This is a genomic window from Nonomuraea sp. NPDC049750 (assembly GCF_040659625.1).
Taxonomy (GTDB): domain Bacteria; phylum Actinomycetota; class Actinomycetes; order Streptosporangiales; family Streptosporangiaceae; genus Nonomuraea.
Genome location: NZ_JBFANB010000036.1, coordinates 84,891 through 100,200 on the forward strand (window position 1 = coordinate 84,891; position 15,310 = coordinate 100,200).

Annotated in this window: 18 protein-coding genes and 1 pseudogene; 13 read left to right on the forward strand and 6 right to left on the reverse strand. The window is 70.6% G+C overall.

From position 1 onward, the window contains the following. Window positions 1-122: 122 nt before the first annotated feature. Window positions 123-962, reverse strand: coding sequence for a helix-turn-helix transcriptional regulator (locus AB0J16_RS50580; RefSeq protein WP_358553663.1), 840 nt, complete (start codon window positions 960-962; stop codon window positions 123-125). 133 nt (window positions 963-1,095) lie between these two features. Between AB0J16_RS50580 and AB0J16_RS50585 the strand changes: the two genes are divergently transcribed. The 8 genes and pseudogenes from AB0J16_RS50585 (at window position 1,096) to AB0J16_RS50620 (ending at window position 6,358) form a co-directional block, all read left to right on the forward strand. Beyond that, on the forward strand, window positions 1,096-1,539 hold the full coding sequence (locus AB0J16_RS50585; protein ID WP_358553665.1) for a nuclear transport factor 2 family protein: 444 nt from the start codon (window positions 1,096-1,098) through the stop codon (window positions 1,537-1,539). Next, window positions 1,536-2,468, forward strand: a complete 933-nt coding sequence (locus AB0J16_RS50590; protein ID WP_358553667.1) for an NAD(P)H-binding protein — start codon at window positions 1,536-1,538, stop codon at window positions 2,466-2,468. Before AB0J16_RS50585 ends, AB0J16_RS50590 begins: the two co-directional genes overlap by 4 nt. Window positions 2,469-2,711: 243 nt before the next feature. Beyond that, complete coding sequence (locus AB0J16_RS50595; RefSeq protein WP_358553669.1) at window positions 2,712-2,960, forward strand: hypothetical protein; 249 nt, start codon at window positions 2,712-2,714, stop codon at window positions 2,958-2,960. Window positions 2,961-3,231: 271 nt separating this feature from the next. Further along, window positions 3,232-3,528, forward strand: coding sequence for a hypothetical protein (locus AB0J16_RS50600; RefSeq protein ID WP_358553671.1), 297 nt, complete (start codon window positions 3,232-3,234; stop codon window positions 3,526-3,528). A 32-nt stretch (window positions 3,529-3,560) separates the two neighbouring features. Beyond that, window positions 3,561-4,265 (forward strand): annotated as a pseudogene (locus AB0J16_RS50605) (site-specific integrase). Beyond that, window positions 4,262-4,501: a hypothetical protein gene (locus AB0J16_RS50610; RefSeq protein WP_358553673.1), complete on the forward strand. Its 240-nt coding sequence runs from the start codon at window positions 4,262-4,264 to the stop codon at window positions 4,499-4,501. Before AB0J16_RS50605 ends, AB0J16_RS50610 begins: the two are co-directional and overlap by 4 nt. After that, window positions 4,495-4,767 carry a hypothetical protein gene (locus AB0J16_RS50615; RefSeq protein ID WP_358553675.1) on the forward strand — a complete coding sequence of 91 codons (273 nt, stop codon included), beginning with the start codon at window positions 4,495-4,497 and terminating at the stop codon, window positions 4,765-4,767. The genes AB0J16_RS50610 and AB0J16_RS50615 overlap by 7 nt, the downstream gene beginning before the upstream one ends. 196 nt (window positions 4,768-4,963) lie before the next feature. Beyond that, window positions 4,964-6,358, forward strand: coding sequence for a carboxylesterase family protein (locus AB0J16_RS50620; RefSeq protein WP_358553718.1), 1,395 nt, complete (start codon window positions 4,964-4,966; stop codon window positions 6,356-6,358). Here AB0J16_RS50620 and AB0J16_RS50625 read toward each other — a convergent pair. Next, the gene (locus tag AB0J16_RS50625; RefSeq protein ID WP_358553677.1) at window positions 6,324-7,349 is read right to left on the reverse strand and encodes an AraC family transcriptional regulator; all 1,026 of its coding nucleotides are present in this window, start codon (window positions 7,347-7,349) and stop codon (window positions 6,324-6,326) included. The genes AB0J16_RS50620 and AB0J16_RS50625 overlap by 35 nt on opposite strands. 145 nt (window positions 7,350-7,494) lie before the next feature. Here AB0J16_RS50625 and AB0J16_RS50630 point away from each other — a divergent pair, with 145 nt between their 5' ends. Further along, window positions 7,495-8,355: an enoyl-CoA hydratase/isomerase family protein gene (locus tag AB0J16_RS50630; RefSeq protein WP_349451411.1), complete on the forward strand. Its 861-nt coding sequence runs from the start codon at window positions 7,495-7,497 to the stop codon at window positions 8,353-8,355. 364 nt (window positions 8,356-8,719) lie between these two features. Here AB0J16_RS50630 and AB0J16_RS50635 read toward each other — a convergent pair whose 3' ends face one another. Further along, window positions 8,720-8,845, reverse strand: a complete 126-nt coding sequence (locus AB0J16_RS50635) for a hypothetical protein (RefSeq protein WP_349451412.1) — start codon at window positions 8,843-8,845, stop codon at window positions 8,720-8,722. 281 nt (window positions 8,846-9,126) lie between these two features. After that, a complete protein-coding gene (locus AB0J16_RS50640; protein ID WP_358553680.1) occupies window positions 9,127-10,176 on the reverse strand; it encodes a transposase in 1,050 nt (349 codons plus the stop codon). Window positions 10,177-10,259: 83 nt separating this feature from the next. On the opposite strand from AB0J16_RS50640, the gene AB0J16_RS50645 reads away from it, so the two are divergent. Then, the gene (locus tag AB0J16_RS50645; RefSeq protein WP_358553682.1) at window positions 10,260-10,442 is read left to right on the forward strand and encodes a hypothetical protein; all 183 of its coding nucleotides are present in this window, start codon (window positions 10,260-10,262) and stop codon (window positions 10,440-10,442) included. A gap of 39 nt (window positions 10,443-10,481) precedes the next feature. On the opposite strand, the gene AB0J16_RS50650 is transcribed toward AB0J16_RS50645, so the two are convergent. Continuing rightward, entirely contained in the window at window positions 10,482-11,444 is a 963-nt protein-coding gene (locus tag AB0J16_RS50650) for an NADP-dependent oxidoreductase (RefSeq protein WP_358553684.1), read from the reverse strand. A gap of 139 nt (window positions 11,445-11,583) precedes the next feature. Here AB0J16_RS50650 and AB0J16_RS50655 point away from each other — a divergent pair, with 139 nt between their 5' ends. Continuing rightward, window positions 11,584-12,573 (forward strand): helix-turn-helix domain-containing protein, encoded by a 990-nt coding sequence (locus AB0J16_RS50655; RefSeq protein ID WP_349451445.1) that lies wholly within the window; start codon window positions 11,584-11,586, stop codon window positions 12,571-12,573. A 122-nt stretch (window positions 12,574-12,695) separates the two neighbouring features. Here the strand turns inward: AB0J16_RS50655 and AB0J16_RS50660 are convergent, their stop codons facing one another. Beyond that, on the reverse strand, window positions 12,696-13,151 hold the full coding sequence (locus AB0J16_RS50660; RefSeq protein ID WP_358553686.1) for a methyltransferase: 456 nt from the start codon (window positions 13,149-13,151) through the stop codon (window positions 12,696-12,698). On the opposite strand from AB0J16_RS50660, the gene AB0J16_RS50665 reads away from it, so the two are divergent. Both AB0J16_RS50665 and AB0J16_RS50670 read left to right on the forward strand, forming a co-directional pair. After that, window positions 13,143-13,919 carry an NAD-dependent epimerase/dehydratase family protein gene (locus AB0J16_RS50665; protein ID WP_358553688.1) on the forward strand — a complete coding sequence of 259 codons (777 nt, stop codon included), beginning with the start codon at window positions 13,143-13,145 and terminating at the stop codon, window positions 13,917-13,919. The two genes, AB0J16_RS50660 and AB0J16_RS50665, sit on opposite strands and share 9 nt — an antisense overlap. Then, window positions 13,906-14,793 carry a PIG-L family deacetylase gene (locus AB0J16_RS50670; protein ID WP_358553690.1) on the forward strand — a complete coding sequence of 296 codons (888 nt, stop codon included), beginning with the start codon at window positions 13,906-13,908 and terminating at the stop codon, window positions 14,791-14,793. The genes AB0J16_RS50665 and AB0J16_RS50670 overlap by 14 nt, the downstream gene beginning before the upstream one ends. The last annotated feature ends 517 nt before the right edge of the window (window positions 14,794-15,310 follow it).

The following is a 15,310-nucleotide window of genomic DNA, read 5'->3' on the forward strand; positions in this document are numbered from 1 at the left end:
CCCGATGTGGAACGAAATCCGGCGTCAACGGGGGTTTCCACTGGTCAGTGAGTCTTTGTTGACTCCCGCTTACGGAGGAGGCTTGCGCCGGATTCCGATCGATCTCACAGCGTGACTTCGATCTACGTGTCGCGTGCGGCGAGCCGGGCGAGCGCGGCGGCGCTGGGGCTGCCCGGTCGCGCGGTGTAGATCACCATCCGCAGATCGGTGCCGGGCAGCAGCAGAGTCTGGCAGTCCAGCTCCAGGGCGCCCAGCTTGGGGTGGTGCAGGTGCTTGCGCAGCGTCGGTATGGGGCGTACCTCGTGGTTGCGCCAGCTGGCGGCGAAGTCGGGGCTGTGCGCGGCGAACTCGTTGACCAGCTCGCCAAGTACGCGTTCGGCCGGGTACCGGGCGCTGGCCGCGCGCAGCTGGGCGGCGGTCTGCCGGGCGTATTCGCCCTGCGAGCCGTCGGCGGCCGAGCAGAGGGTGCCGTTCAGCCGGATGGACAGCCGCACGGCGTTGCGTTCCCCAGCGGGCAGCGATCCGAAGTCGGTGATCAGGTCGGCTGCCGCGTTGTTCCAGGCCACAATGTCCTGGCGTTCGTCGGTGAGGTAGGCGGGCACCGGCCCGAGCCGGTCCAGCAGCTCGCGGGCGAAGGCGGGCACCGGCGCCCGGCCGGTCTCCGGGGCGGGCGGGGCCTGCCCGGCCAGCCGCGCCAGGTGCTCGCGCTCGGCGTCGGTGAGCCGCAGTGCCGTGCCCAGCGCGGCTATGACCTGCGGGGACGGATGCGGAGCGCGGGCCTGCTCAAGTCGTTCGTAGTAGCTGGTGGAGACCCCGGCCAGCGTGGCCACCTCTTCGCGGCGCAGGCCGGGAGTACGGCGGGCGCGGCGGCCTGGCGGGTGGACGGCCGTGGCCGGCAGCTGGTCTGGGCGCAGCGCCTCCCGCCGGCGACGGAGAAAGTCGGCCAGTTCAGCTCTGCTCACCCGTCCAGGCTGCCACAGTGGCGGCCGCCTTAGCCACGGACCAGGGGTCCGGGGCTTACCCGTCCGTTCCGCGGCGCCCGGATCCGCGGCCAGGCTGGCATGACCACATTTCACGGGACACCGGAGGACGAACATGCCACGCACTCCTGAGGAGACGATCCGCCGACTGCTGGATCTGCTGCTGGCCAAGGACATGGATGCCATCGCCGATCTGTGGGCGGAGCAGGGCACCGGCGAGTTCCCGTTCGCTGCGGGGGACGCGCCGCGGCGGCTGGCGGGGCGGGAGGCCGTCCGTGACTATCTGGCCGGATATCCGGAACGGATGGACGTACGGGAGATACCTGTAGTGACCGTGCATCACACGCAACGGCCGGACACCATCGTGGTGGAGTTCACCACGCACGGGTACACGGTGCGCACCGGCGAGCCCTACCGCATGGACTACATCTCCGTGATCACGGTCCGTGATGGCCTGATCACGCACTACCGGGACTACTGGAGCCCGCTGGCCGCCGCCTCGGCGACCGGGACGCTGCCCGAGTTGCTCGGCTCGCTGCGCTCGGGGGCCGCCCGATGAGCGGCGTGCTGGTCACCGGCGGCACCGGGAAGACCGGCAGCGTGCTGGCGGAGCTGCTGCGGGGCAAGGGCGTACCGGTCCGGGTGGCCGCTCGCAACCCATCTGCCGGGGATCCTGACGCGGTCCGGTTCGACTGGAACGACCCGGGCACGCATCGGGCCGCGCTGCACGCGATGGACCGCGTCTATCTGGTGCCTCCGGTGAACGCCGTGAATCCGATGCCGCTGGTCGAGCCGTTCCTGGACGAGGCGGAGCGGCTCGGCGTGCGCCGCGTGGTGCTCCTCGGCTCGGCCATCGTGCTGCCGAACGCCCCCGGCGCGCTTGAGCTGGCCGCACGGGTACGGACCCGGTCCGGGTGGGTCGTGCTGCGCGCGTCCGGGTTCATGCAGAACTTCCTGCGCCCGCATCCGCTGGGCGAGCGGCTCCGGCGGCACGGCGAGATCCACACCGCCGCCGGTGGCGGCCGGCTGGGCTGGATCGACGCGCGCGACATCGCGGCCGCCGCCTCCGCCCTGCTGACCAACCCCGATGACGGGTCCAGCGAGAGGCCCAGTGAAGGGCAGGGTGAGTGGCCCAGTGAGAGGCGGGGTGAGTGGCTCAGTGATGGGCCGGGCGACCGGCGCGACTACCTGCTCACCGGGCCGAAAGCGTTGAGCTACCGGGACGCGGCGGCGATCATCACCGCCCGCACCGGCAGGCCGATTCAGGTGCTGCCCGTCGAAACCGACGAGCTGGCGGCCGGCTACCGGGCCGCCGGCATGCCGGCCGAATTCGCCGCCGCCCTTGCCGCCGTGGACGCCGGCCTCAGCGCCGGCCGGGACGACCTGGTCAGCACCGCGGTGCTGGACCTGACCGGCGGCCCGCCCCGCTCCTTCGACGAGTTCGTCCAGGACCACGCGTCCGAGTGGGCGAACGGCGTGGCGCCCTAGCCCGATTCTTCGCAGGTAGGTGAATGCTGTCGCTGGCTGATCGTCTGGATCATGATTACAACATCAGCCAGCGTGATCGGGTGGGATCGACGTTCAGCAACTCCAGCAGCCGGTGTTGCAGAAGGTCAGGGATCAGGACCTGGGGTGGGCTGGTGGCGGTGGCGGAGATGAGCCGGATGCGTTCCAGGGCGGTGAAGATCAGTCGTCCGGTGGGCCGGCCGGGGCTCTGCTCGGCTTTCTGGTGTGGCGCGATCCAAGGCCGCCCTGCTGATGTTCATTCGGACCAAGGACGTGACGGCGACCGTCCAGTCCGCCACGGCCGCCATCGAAGCCCACCCCAACTACAAACGGCGCGGTGCCCACGACAACGACGGCCGCATCGACGTCGTGATGCATGCCAACGGCGACCCCGACCGCGAGATCAAGCTCGCGTTCCTGCCGTTCTCCCCGCCACGAGACGCCACCAGCCGCTTCGCCAAAGCCAAGCGCTGACCGGGCCCGCGGAACGACCCGTCCCACGGCGGTGATCGATCAATCACGCGGGATGGTCAGAAGCCGACTGTGTAATATCTCTTGAGTTCGTCTGAGCCTCTTGGGTCTCTCTAGCCGCAGGACCTGGGCTTATCTGCTGGTGCTCCGGCTTCTTCGGGTGTTGATGAGATTTCAGGGTTTCTGAAGGTCTATCGTCCAGGTCGTTCGTCTTGCTGTGATGGTGAAGGCGAGGTGGCCGGAGTTGGCGCTGGCAGTAGTTAAGGATCTTCGGGTGGCCCGTGCCCCGGCCACTGCCGAGGACCTGGAGGCACTGGAGACCGATGTGCTGGCCGGGTTCGTACTGGCCCGAGTGGCGGCAGGGTTGTCGGACGGCACGATCGCCTCGGACGTGATGCACCTGGAGCAGGTGCGCGCATGGTTCGGGCGGTCGCTGTGGGAGATGGAGCCCACCGACGCCGACGTGTACTTCGGCAAGGTGCTGCGCGGTGCCGCCAGGCGCAAGCGCAGGCCATCAAGACCTACTTCTTGTTCCTTGATCTGCGGCACAAGATCGAGATTCGCCAGATGACCGGCCGTGTCGTCGAATGCCCGATCGATGAGATGAACCGGCCCCGCGGCCGTCAGGAGGCCCGGCTGCGCATCCCGCCCACCGCCGACCAGGTGGGCCAGCTGTTCGCCGGGTGGCGCGAAGAGCTGACCAGCTGCCGCAAGTTCGCGCCGGCCGCCCGCAACTACACCGCCGCCAAGCTGATGAGCGAGGTCGGGCTGCGAGTCAACGAGGCCTGCAAGCTCGACCTATCCGACATCAAGTGGAACCTGGGCCACTTCGGCAAGCTGCACGTCCGTCACGGCAAGGGAGCCCGTGGCTCCGGTCCGCGCGAGCGGATGGTCCCGCTGATCAACAACGCCGCAGCCACCCTGCGGTGGTTCATCGAGGACGTGTGAGGTCAGTTCGGCGACGACCACGCCCGGCCCGGGGTCCCGCTGCTGCCCTCGGAACGCAAGAACACCGACGGCAGCGCCGCCCGGGTCGGCGATGAGACGCTCCGGGCGGCGCTCGCAGTCACCGCCGAACGCTACCTGCCGGACTGGCCCGACCCCGTCACGCCGCATGTCCTGCGGCATTTCTGCGCCTCGCAGCTCTACCTGGGCGGGATGGACCTGCTGGCCATCCAGGCCGTCCTCGGACACGCCTGGCTGGCCACGACCATGAAGTACGTTCACGTCCCCGGCACTCACATCGAGGACGCGTGGATCGCAGGTCAGCAGCGTGCCGCCGCCCGCCTGAAGGGATTGACGCGATGACCGCACCCCCCGCCGGCGAGGCCGGCGGCTACTGGGCCCATTGTGATCTGGACTTCTGGAGCCCGGCCAACAACCACGAACCGTGGCTGGGTCGCGGCAACCAGAACGTCTTCGAGGACAGCGTCGCCCCGGTGCACGAGGCCGGGCTGACCCACCTGTGGGACGGCTCGTACCGGATCGACCGGAACCTCCGGCTGGATCTCGCGCCCGGCCACACCCCGGGTCGTCCGTGCTGACCCTGGAGTCGCGCGGCGACTGCGTCCTGTTCGTCGGCGATCTGGTGCACAACCCGCTGCAGCTCCTCGAGCCGGAGACGAACTCCTGCTTCTGCGAGGACCCGGCCGGGACCCGGGCGACCCGCCACAAGCTCCTCGGCCGCGCGGCCGAGGACAACACGCTGGTCTTCCCAGCTCACCTCGGCGGCCAGGGCGGTGCCGTGGTCGAGCGTGACGGGTCGAAGTTCGCCATCAAGGAGTGGGCGGGCTTCTCCCGCATCGCTTGAGCCCGGTTGGGGCCGGTCGGCTCCACCCCTTCGTCGCTCGGCTCCGCAACAGCCCGAGAGAGGAAGCGTTTCCCGTGTCCCAGCAGGCAGATCCGATCGTCGAGACCCCGGCGGGCGTCGTGCGCGGTGTTCGTGACCGCTTCGGCGAGCTCGACCGCGCCGTCCCGTATGCGGCGGCCCCCACGGGCGCCGGCCGATTCGCGCCCCCGGTGTCCACCCGGGCTGGTTCGGTGTCCGGGACGCCACCGCGCCTTCGCCGACCGCGCCGCAGCCGACCCGCGACTTCGGGCGGCTCGACATGATCCCCTACTTCGGCCCGGGCTGGGTGCGCGGCGAGGAGTACCTGACCGTCGACGTCCGGACTCCCGGCACCGACGGCGGGAAGCGGCCGGTCATGGTCTTCGTGCACGGCGGCGGGTTCGTCACCGGCTCCACCCGCGCCGCGCTCTACGACGGCCGGGCGTTCGCCCGCGACGGCGTGGTGCTGGTGACGGTGAACTACCGCGTCGGCATCCCCGGCTTCCTCGACCTGAAGGGTGCCCCCGCCAACCGCGGGCTGCTCGACGTCCTCGCCGCGCTCGGCTGGGTGCGGGACACGATTGCCGGGTTCGGTGGCGATCCCGGGAACGTCACGCTGTTTGGCCAGTCCGCGGGAGCCACCATCATCGGAGCCCTGCTGGCGACGCCGGAGGCCAAGGGGCTGTTCCGGCGCGCGATCGTCCAGAGCGGCAGCGGTACCGGCGCCTTCACCCCCGAGCAGGCGCAACGGGTCACGGCCGTGGCCGCGCGGTCGCTGGGCGTGCCGCCCACCGCGGAGGCCTTCGCCGAGATCCCGGACGACAGGTTCCTCGAGGTCCTGCCGGATCTCGCGGGGATCGACCTGCGGACCGCGACGGCCACGGACCCACTCGTCGAGCTGAGCCCGTTCTCCCTGGTCCTGCCCATGCAGCCGGCCGACACCCTGGCGGAGGGGCCGGCGGGAGAGATCGACCTGCTCATCGGCACCAACACCGAGGAGGGCCACCTCTACCTGGTACCGCAGGGCAAGCTGGAATCTTCGACGGACGACGATCTGCTCGCCGTCGCGGCGAAGGTCGACGCGGACCCCGCCGCCGTCGTCGCCGCCCAACGGGCGGCCCGGCCGGGGGCGACCCCGGGCGTGCTGCGCTCCGCGGTGCTGGGCGAAGACCTCTTCCTGGCCGGCACCGCGCGGATGACCGAGGCCCACGCCCGGCTGTCTGGTGGCCGCACCCACGCCTACTCGTTCGGCTACCGCTCGACGGCTTTGGGTTGGCGGCTGGGTGCCACCCACACGGTCGAGCTGCGCTTCGTCTTCGACATCGCCGATGAACCGTGGCTGCACGGCGACGCCGGTCTGCTCGGTCCCGACCCGGCGCCTGCCGGGCTCGCAGCCCGCGTGCACGGCGCCTGGGTCGCCTTCGCGACCCACGGCGACCCAGGTTGGGCAGCGTATGACCCGCGGCGGCCACAGGCGGAAGCCCTGGTTGGCGGAAGGATCCCCATCGGGTCGGGCGCAGTCGAATGCCCGAAGATGATCAAGGGGGCGGCTCTCCGGCCGGCGTTTTCATGAGGTCATGACTGATCGTCAGGCTCGACGGGGCGGGCGTCTCCAACTGGAAGGCCGTACCGTTGTGGCTGCGTGTCTCGCTGCGGTAGCGCCCGGGCGTGCGTCCGTGGGCTCGGGTGAAGGCGCGGGTGAATGCCGGTACCGATCTGTAACCGACCGCCTCGGCGATGGTCTCGAGGGAGCCATGACTGTCGCGTAGCTGCACGGCGGCCAGATCCATGCGCCAGTTCGCCAGGTACGCCGCGGGGGTGTATCCCGTGGCTGCCGGGAAGCGGCGGGCGAGGGTCGCACGGGAGACCGAGATGGCTTTTGCGAGCGTCGAGGTCGTCCAGGGGATGGCCGGATTCGCGTGCAGGTGCCGTAGCGCTTTGCCGATGACGGGGTCGTAGAGGGCACCCAGCCAGGTGCCGAAGCACTCAGGAGGATTCACCGCGAGCCAGGCGCGCAGCATCTGCACGAGCATGATGTCGATGAGGCTTTTCAGTACGGCAGGCGTGGCGAGCTGCGGTTGGGCGAGTTCCCGGGCGAGCATGCGCACCGTGTCGGTCAGCCCGGGCGTCCCCGCCTCGGCCCGCACGTGCACGAGACCTGGTAACAGGGTCAGGATCTGGGTGAGCGCGGCCGGGTCGCAGTCGTAGTGAATGGTGACGATCCGCGTGGTCGCGGGCTGCGACCCGAGGCTGATCACCTCACCGGTGCCGCGCCCGCGAGCGGCCACATGCTCGCATCGACCGCGTCTGGCGCTGCCCGTGTCCGTGGGGTCGTCGGTGAGGCCGTGCGGGGTGTCGGCGGGCAGCAGGACCACGTCGCCGGCCGCTAGTTCCACCGGTTCGTGTCCGGCGACCGTGAGCCAGGTACTGCCTGCGGTCACGGCATGCAGGGCCGCCCCGGGATAGTCGTCCAGGGTGATCGCCCATCGGCCGCCTGCTTCGACACGGGTGCTCAGTGCCCCTTTGACGCCCGAGATCGCCAGGGCGTCGGTCAGTGGATCCATAACGTCGACGTTAGCACCTTGATCAGACGCAGATGAGGCAGATAATCAATCATCTGAGCTGTGCGGGCATGGTTCGCCTCAGTGATTGCCACATATGGTCTTGGGAGCCGGGACTCACATCCGGCATCATCGAGAAGGAGTCACCATGGACTACCACAGCTGGGCAGGCCTCGAGATCACCGTCGCGGACGGTGTGGCCACCGTGTCGCTCGACCATCCGCCTCTCAATCTGATGGACGGCGTGCTGCTGCCGTCACTGCGTGGGTTCGCACATCAGGTGCGCACCGATGCGGACGTGCGGGTGATCGTGTTTCAGAGCGCCGATCCGGAGTTCTTCAGCGCTCACGGCGACATGGCCTACCTCACCGACCCGGAGGCCCTGCCCGCCGCCACCCAGGCCGCGATCGACGCCGCGCCGGGCGCCGTGATCCCCGACGGCCTGAACATCCTCCAAGCCATGGGAGCCGAGGTCCGCGACCTCCCGCAGGTCACCATCGGCAAGGTGGCCGGTTTCGCCCGGGGCGCCGGCAACGAGTTCCTGATGTCCCTCGACATGCGGTTCGCCGCGATCGGCAAATCGGGTCAGGCCCAGCCCGAGTCCACCCTGGCGATCCTTCCCGGGGGCGGTGGCACGGTGAACATGACCCGCCTGCTCGGCCCGGCCCGGGCCCTGGAACTGCTCATCGGTGGCCAGCTCGTCGGCGCCGAAGTGGCCGAGCGCTACGGCCTGGTGAACCGGGCTCTGCCCGCCGACGAGATCGACTCCTTCGTCGACACCCTGGCCCGCCGGATCGCGGGAGTACGCCCCGAGGTCGTCGCCGCGATCAAGGCCACCGTCAGGGCCGCGACCCCGCCCGCCCCCAACACGGCCTACGTCGTCGAAAACGCCTTCCTGTACTCACTGTTCACCGAGGACATGGTCGAGATCGCCCGGAAGCAGCTGGCCGCGGGCGTGCAGACCCGTGACGGCGAGCGGGATCTCGAGGGGCTCGTCGACAACCTGTGACCTGGGTTCTGGCACGCATCTCAGCGGTAGGGCCCCACGTCCCGGAAGCTCGTCACCCGAGCCGCGCTACCCACCAACCAGACGGTCAACGCGGCGACCGTCCTCGGCACCGGCGCCGGTGCCCATCCTGACCGCGGACCCGGCCTAGCCGACCCGCCTCTACCGCTTCGCCGGCGAGCGGGAGCAACTGGCCTCCGGGCCCGCACTTACGAGGCGTACCTGGCCGAGCTCGCCACCCCGGCCGAGTCCAACTCCGACATCGTCGGCGTGATCTTCGCGGGCCCCCGCAACCAAGTCACCGAGTTGACAAACGGCTCCCCCTGCTGAGCGGACGGGAGGTGGCCGGGCGCCGGCCCACCGACTGTCACGCGGCTTCCGGTGCCTCCAGAACCAAAGGAAGCATCGTGAGGATTTCGGCGGCGTGTTCCAGCGCCCGGACGTCGACCCGCTCGTCGGTCTGGTGCGTGAGGTTCGGGTCGCCGGGCCGCACAGGAGAGTGGGAACGCCGGCCGCGGGCTGCTGGAGGGAAGCGTCGGAGAAGTAGCTGACCCCGCGGACTTCGGGCGGGGTAGTCACCGGTGACCGTCATGTGCGCCTGGAACCCGGCTCGGGTCGCGGCGAGTTCGTCGAGCAGTTGTCTGATGCCGACCAGCCTCCTCGGTTTCGACCACACTGGACGGCTCGTGCTCGCCCCAACCAGTCCACGGCCCGGCCACGGCGGCGAGCGACGCCTGGTACGCCGAGATCGCGGACCCTGCTGGTTAACTCGCCTCAGGCTGCGAGAGCGAGTTCTGCCAGTTCGAGGCGGGCAAGGTGGCTGGTGCGGGTCCGGTCGAGCGGGTTCCCGTTCCACCAGGCGTCCAGGCGGATGAGGTTGAGCGCCACGGCGGAGAAGACGTGTTCGAGGTGAACCTTCGCCAGGCCTCGGTAGCGGGCTCGGCGGACTCCGGTGACCGCGACGGCCTGGCGTATGGTGCCTTCGACTCCGGCGCGGAGCTTGTATTTGTCCTGCCAGTCCTTGGTGGTCTGATCAGCACGTGCCTGGTCAAGGGCTTGTTGAAGGGGGCGGGCGCGGATGGTGAGCTGGCGTCCGCCCTTCTTGGCCGAGGTGCACAAGGAGCGAACCGGGCACGGCCGGCAGATCTCGCCGCTGAATTTGACCACGATCGCCTCGGTGTCGCGCTGGGCGCACGGGCTCCACGAGGAACTCGCCCGTCCTTGCGGGCAGGTGACCTGTTCGGCGTCCCAGCCGATGGTGAACGCCGCACTGTTGTAGCCGGCGGCGGCGCGGGCTTGCGATGAGTGATCCAGCAGAACCGGGGTGATGAGCGCGATCCCGAACCTCTTGCGGGCATCGACGAGGAGTTTCGCAGACGGGTAGCCGGAATCGAGGTAGTGCTCGCCGGGCAGCAGCCTGCGTGCCGCGAGCATCTGATGGATCTTCTCGGTCATCTGGCTGTTGGGCACGGTCGCGTCCGTGGTGGCGACGTTCGTGATCAGGTTGGGCGGCACGATCGTCTTGCCGTTCGTGCCGGCGGGGGTGTGGCACGTCTCGCTGACGTGCAGCTTGTAACCGTTCCAGAACATGTCGTCGCCCTTGGCCGCCCACCGGGCATCAGTGTCGTAGGGGGAGGTCAGCCGCACTCTGACCGGCGGCAGTCCCTCTCCGCCGTCTTCGAGGGGCCGCCGCCGCTGAACCACCTCCCGCCCCTTGTGGTCGGTGACGCGCACATAGTTTTGGATCAACATGACCTGCAGCGCCTGCACCGCGGGCAGATTCCGTAACCAGGCCGGGGAGAACGGCGCATACACCGCTTCCACCAGCGCATAGCCATCGGCGCCGTAGGCGCGCGCAAGCTCATCGCGCTTCGTCTCCGATCCCGGCAGCCGCCAGGAGTCAACCCGTGCGCGACTGGCAGCACGCCCGCGGCCCGCACGTGACGAAGATGCTGGCCACGGGCCGCTTCCCGGCCGTGGCCAAGTTCGTGCACGACGGCATGGACGTGGACGCCGAGACGTCCTTCGCGACCGGCCTCGACTGGGTGCTTGACGCCGTGGCCGCCAAGCTCGACCGGCCGCCGGCGTGACGTTCGAGATCTTCAGGGACGGCCCGCGACGTCTGCGCCTCAGCGTACGGTGATGACCAGCTTGCCCGTCGTGCGGCCCGTCTCCCCCTGAGCGTGGGCCCGGGCGCCCTCAGCGAGGGGGAAGGTGCCGGAGACGTGCGCGCGGAGCCTGCCCCAGGCGGCGAGGTCGGCGATGGCGCGCATCCCCGCCTGGTCGTGCTCGACGATCAGGGTGACCGCGCGCACCCCCGCTTTCTCGGCCGCGGCGCGGGTGTCCTCGGCGCCCCGCAGCAGGGAGACGAGGACGCCGCCGGGGCGGAGCACGTCCACGGAACGGGTGGTGGTCTCCCCGCCGAGCGCGTCGAGGACGACGTCGTAGCGCTCCTCGGTGCCGGCGAAGTCCTCGACGCGGTAGTCGACGCAGGCGTCCGCGCCGAGCTCGCGCAGGAAGTCGTGCTTGGGGGCGCTGGCCGTACCGGTGACGTGCGCGCCGCGCTCCTTGGCGATCTGCACGGCGAGATGACCGACGCCGCCGGCCGCCGCGTGGATCAGCACCCGCTGCCCGGCCCGCAGGCCCGCCGTCTCGACGAGGGCCTGCCAGGCGGTGAGCGCGGCGAGCGGCAGGGCGGCCGCCTGGACGTGGTCGATCTCCGCGGGCTTGGCGGCGAAGGCGCGGGCGGGGCCGGCCACGTACTCGGCGTGGGAGCCCGCCCCGTGCGGGTAGGGCAACATGCCGAACACCTCGTCGCCGGGCTGGAAGAGCGTGACACCCGGGCCGGTCTCCACCACGGTGCCGGAGACGTCCCAGCCGAGGGTCAGCGGCGGGGGCGGCAGGAAAATACTCATGGCGCGGTGCTTGAAATCCGTGGGGTTGAGCCCCGCCGCGTGCACGGCCACGAGGATCTCCCCGACACCGGGCACGGGCCGCGGAACCTCGGTCAGCCGCAGCACCTCCGGGCCGCCGAGGGCCGTCTGGTGCAGGGCGAGCATGGTGGGGGCAGCACTGCTGTACGTCGTCGTCATGCCTCGATCCTGGCCGTACGGTCGCGCCCGGGTCGATGGCAAGAAGGTCAGCCTCCGATACATTCATGCCATGCCTGCCGATCCTTCCACCCGTCCCGCACCTCAGCGGCTCCGTGAGCTCGCCTGCCGCGCGGCCGCGCTGGCCCCGCCCCCGCGACCCGATGCCCACAAGGTCGTCGTCCTCGCTCTCGACGGCGTCTACCCCTTCGAGCTCGGCATCCCGCACCGGGTGCTGGGCTCCGCCGACGGCCGCTACGAGGTGCTGTCGGCGAGCGTGGACGGGCAGCCGGTGCGTACCGATGCCGACCTGACGATCGTCCCCGGGCACGGTCCCGAGGTGCTGGCCGAGGCGGACACGGTGATCATCCCTCCGTGCGCGATCTCCGTGACCTCGCCCACCGCCCCGGACCAGCAGGCTCTCGCCGCCCTGTCGCGCGTCCGCCCCGGCACCCGCCTGGTGTCCATCTGCACCGGCGCCTTCCTGCTGGCCGCCGCCGGTCTCCTGGACGGGCGCCGGGCCACCACCCACTGGGCGCTCACCGAGATCTTCCAGGAGCTGTTCCCCCGGGTCGAGCTGGACGCCGGGGTGCTCTTCGTCGACCACGGCGACGTGCTGACCTCCGCGGGGGCGGCGAGCGGCGTCGACGTCTGCCTGCACCTGGTGCGCCAGGACCACGGCAGCGAGGTCGCCAACCAGGTCGCCCGCCAGTGCGTCGTGCCGCCGTACCGGGACGGCGGGCAGGCGCAGTACATCGAGCGGCCGCTGCCGCCGGCGAGCGAAGCCGGCACCGGGCCGACCCGCGACTGGGCGCTGCGGCGGCTGGAGCTGCCCCTGTCGCTGGACGAGCTGGCCGCGCACGCTTCGATGAGCACCCGTACCTTCGCCCGGCGCTTCCGGCAGGAGACCGGTCTGAGCCCGGGCCGCTGGCTGACCCAGCAGCGGCTGCGGCGGGCGCGGCACCTGCTGGAGTCCAGCGACCTGCCGGTGGAGCGGGTCGCCCACGAGGTCGGCTTCGCCACCGCCACCTCACTGCGGCGGCATTTGGCGGCGGAGGCGGGGGTCGTCCCGTCGGCGTACCGGCGCACCTTCCGCGCCTCGGGTCCGGCCGGTAGCGGCCGGTCAACCTGACCCGGCGCTTCCCGGCGCCTCGGGTGCGGCCGGGAGCGGCCGGTGAATCCGGCTCCTTGGGTGCAGCCGGTGAACCTGGCCGGTGCTTCCCCGCCAGCCCGTTCACGGGCCGGGCAGCGCGATCACGCCCGCCTGCGGTAGTGGTACCAGCCGGGGTCCGGTGCGGGCCGGGGTGACCAGCGCGCACCGAGGAGCGCGGCGAGATCGGTCGCGTCGATCCCGGCCGGGCCGACACCGAGGCGGCGCGGGGCGGCGGCCCGTACCAGCAGATCGGCGCCGGGTGCAGCGAGCGTCTCGACCGTGGCGGCCCATCCGGGCCGCCGCCGGGATGGGATGCCGTGCAGGCAGCCGTTGTCGAGCACCAGCGTGACGGGGCCGCCGAGCCGGCCGCCGGGGTCGACGCTCGCCGGGTCCGTGACGTCGGCCGTCCGCCACGTCACCGACGCGCCCGGATCGAGACGCCGCGCCGCCGCCACCGCGGGCGCGGCGTAGTCCACGGCGGTGACCGTCCAGCCGCGCGCGGCCAGGGCGCGGGCCTGCCTGCCGGTGCCGCAGCCGAGGTCGACCGTGTGATCCATGCCGCCTCGCACGTCGGCCCCGCCGGTATCCTGCCCCGGGCGGGCACGCTGGGATACGACATCGTGGCCAGTTCGAGCGCCGTCGTCGAGGCGTGCCTGGCGGCCGACGTCCCGCTGTGCGTCTTCAGCTCGGCGGAGGTCTACGGCCGCAGCGGCGTCCTGGACGAACGGGACCCCCTCCGGATGCCCACGGCCTACAACGCCAGGATCGAGTACGGGGTCGCCAAGGCCATGGTCGAGGCGATGACGGTCAACAGCATGGCCCGGGGGCTGCGGGCGGTGGTGATCCGCCCGTTCAACGTCGCCGGGCAGCGGCAGTCGCGCGCCGGGGGTTTCGTGATGCCCACCTTCGTGCAGCAGGCGCTCGCCGGGCGGCCCCTGACCGTCTTCGGCGACGGGAAGCAGGTGCGGGCGTTCACGGCCGCCGACGACCTCACCCATTTCGTCCTCGACTACATGGACGCCGCGATCGACGCCGGCGAGCCGATCATCAACATCGGCAACCCCGCCAATCGCACGACGATCGGCAGGCTCGCGGAGCGGGTACGCGACCTGCTCGGCAGCGACTCGCCCATCACGCACACCGACGGACGGCGCCTGCACGGCGACGCCTACGCCGAGGCGGAGTCGTTCGAGAAGATGCCGGCGCTGCGCGCGGCGACCACCCTGGGGTGGAAGCCGTCGGTCAACCTGGACGAGCTCATCAGGACCACGGCGGACTACTACGAGACCCGCGAGGACGTCAGGGGGCGCTATGCGCCGCTTTGACCGTGTTCTGCTGGTCTCGCCGCACGCCGATGACGAGGTGCTCGGCTGCGGTGGCCTCCTCGCCAGGCTGGCGGACGACGGCTGCGACGTTCACGTGCTCTACCTCGCCGTCGACGGCATGAGCCACTACGGCCTCGCGGGCCCGACGACGTTCCCGCAGCGCACGGCCGAGATCGAGAAGGTGAGCGAGCTGCTCGGGTTCGGCTACGAGATCGCCTACGGGGATCGCCAGCTCACCGAGCGCCTGGACACCGTCGGCCTGCGCGAGCTGGTGGACCTGCTACAGGAGCGGATGGACCGGCTCCGTCCCGACCTGCTGCTGCTGCCCAGCGGCGACGACTACGACCAGGACCACGCGGCCACCTTCCGGGCCGGGTTCGCGGCGGCCAGGCCGATCGGCGGCCAGTTCGGCAAGTGGCTGGTCCCGCACGTCATGGCGTACGAGATGACCATCTGTCCCCTTCTCCAGTCGATGTCGCCGAGTTGCATGGCGGCGACCTCACAGACACGCAGTCCCAGCCGGGACAGCGCGGTCAAAATCGCGAAGTCGCGGCGGCCGAGAGCGGTGTCGCGATCACAACTGGCCAGCAGCAGATCGGCTTGCCCAGGTTGCAACCGCCCGGGCAGAGAACTCAGCCTGCGGTTGGCAACGGTGGGCACCGCCGTAGCCAGGTCCCGATTGATCCGGCCGGTCACGAACAAGAAGCGCAGCAGCGACCGCAACGCGGTCACCATGCTCTTGGCGTCGGGGACGCTACGCAGTCCTGCCTGGTCGAGCACGAACTGGGAGACCTGGGCCGCCGACAGCCGGTCCAGCCCGCCGTCCAACGGGCTGGACAGCAGCGTCAGGAAGGTGCGGACAGCGATCAGGTAGCGGCGGATGGAGACCTTGGCCAGCCCACGCTCATGCACGAGAAACTGCCGATACTCCCGCACCAGCATTGCCACGTCAGGGCGGAGGTCCAGCGGCACCGGCTCCGGCGGCGGCACCACGCCGATCTGCCGGAGATGAACCAGTAGCGGTGCAAGCCCTCGCCTGCTGCGGAACTTGCGGTACTCGCCCCGTCGGTCTCTCAGAAACCGGTCGGCGACCTCCTCGGTCAAGTCTTCCGGCCGCAGCCGACGCTCGTCGAGCCAGCGGCTGAGATGCGCCATCAGCTGGACCAGTTCGCACGCCGGGTGCGCCGCATAGCTCTGCTGCTGCAACGCTCCACAGAAACCGGCCGCGTACGCCCCCAGCGACTCTGGCACCACTACTCGTAACGGATCACGTACGTACATGAATGTCCTCCCCTCTGAGCTCCACCCACTCAGACAGAGGCCCCGGCAGAACAGGACACGAAGACACCGAATTATCCCGACCGGGCCATCCGCCACCCCACCTCGACAGC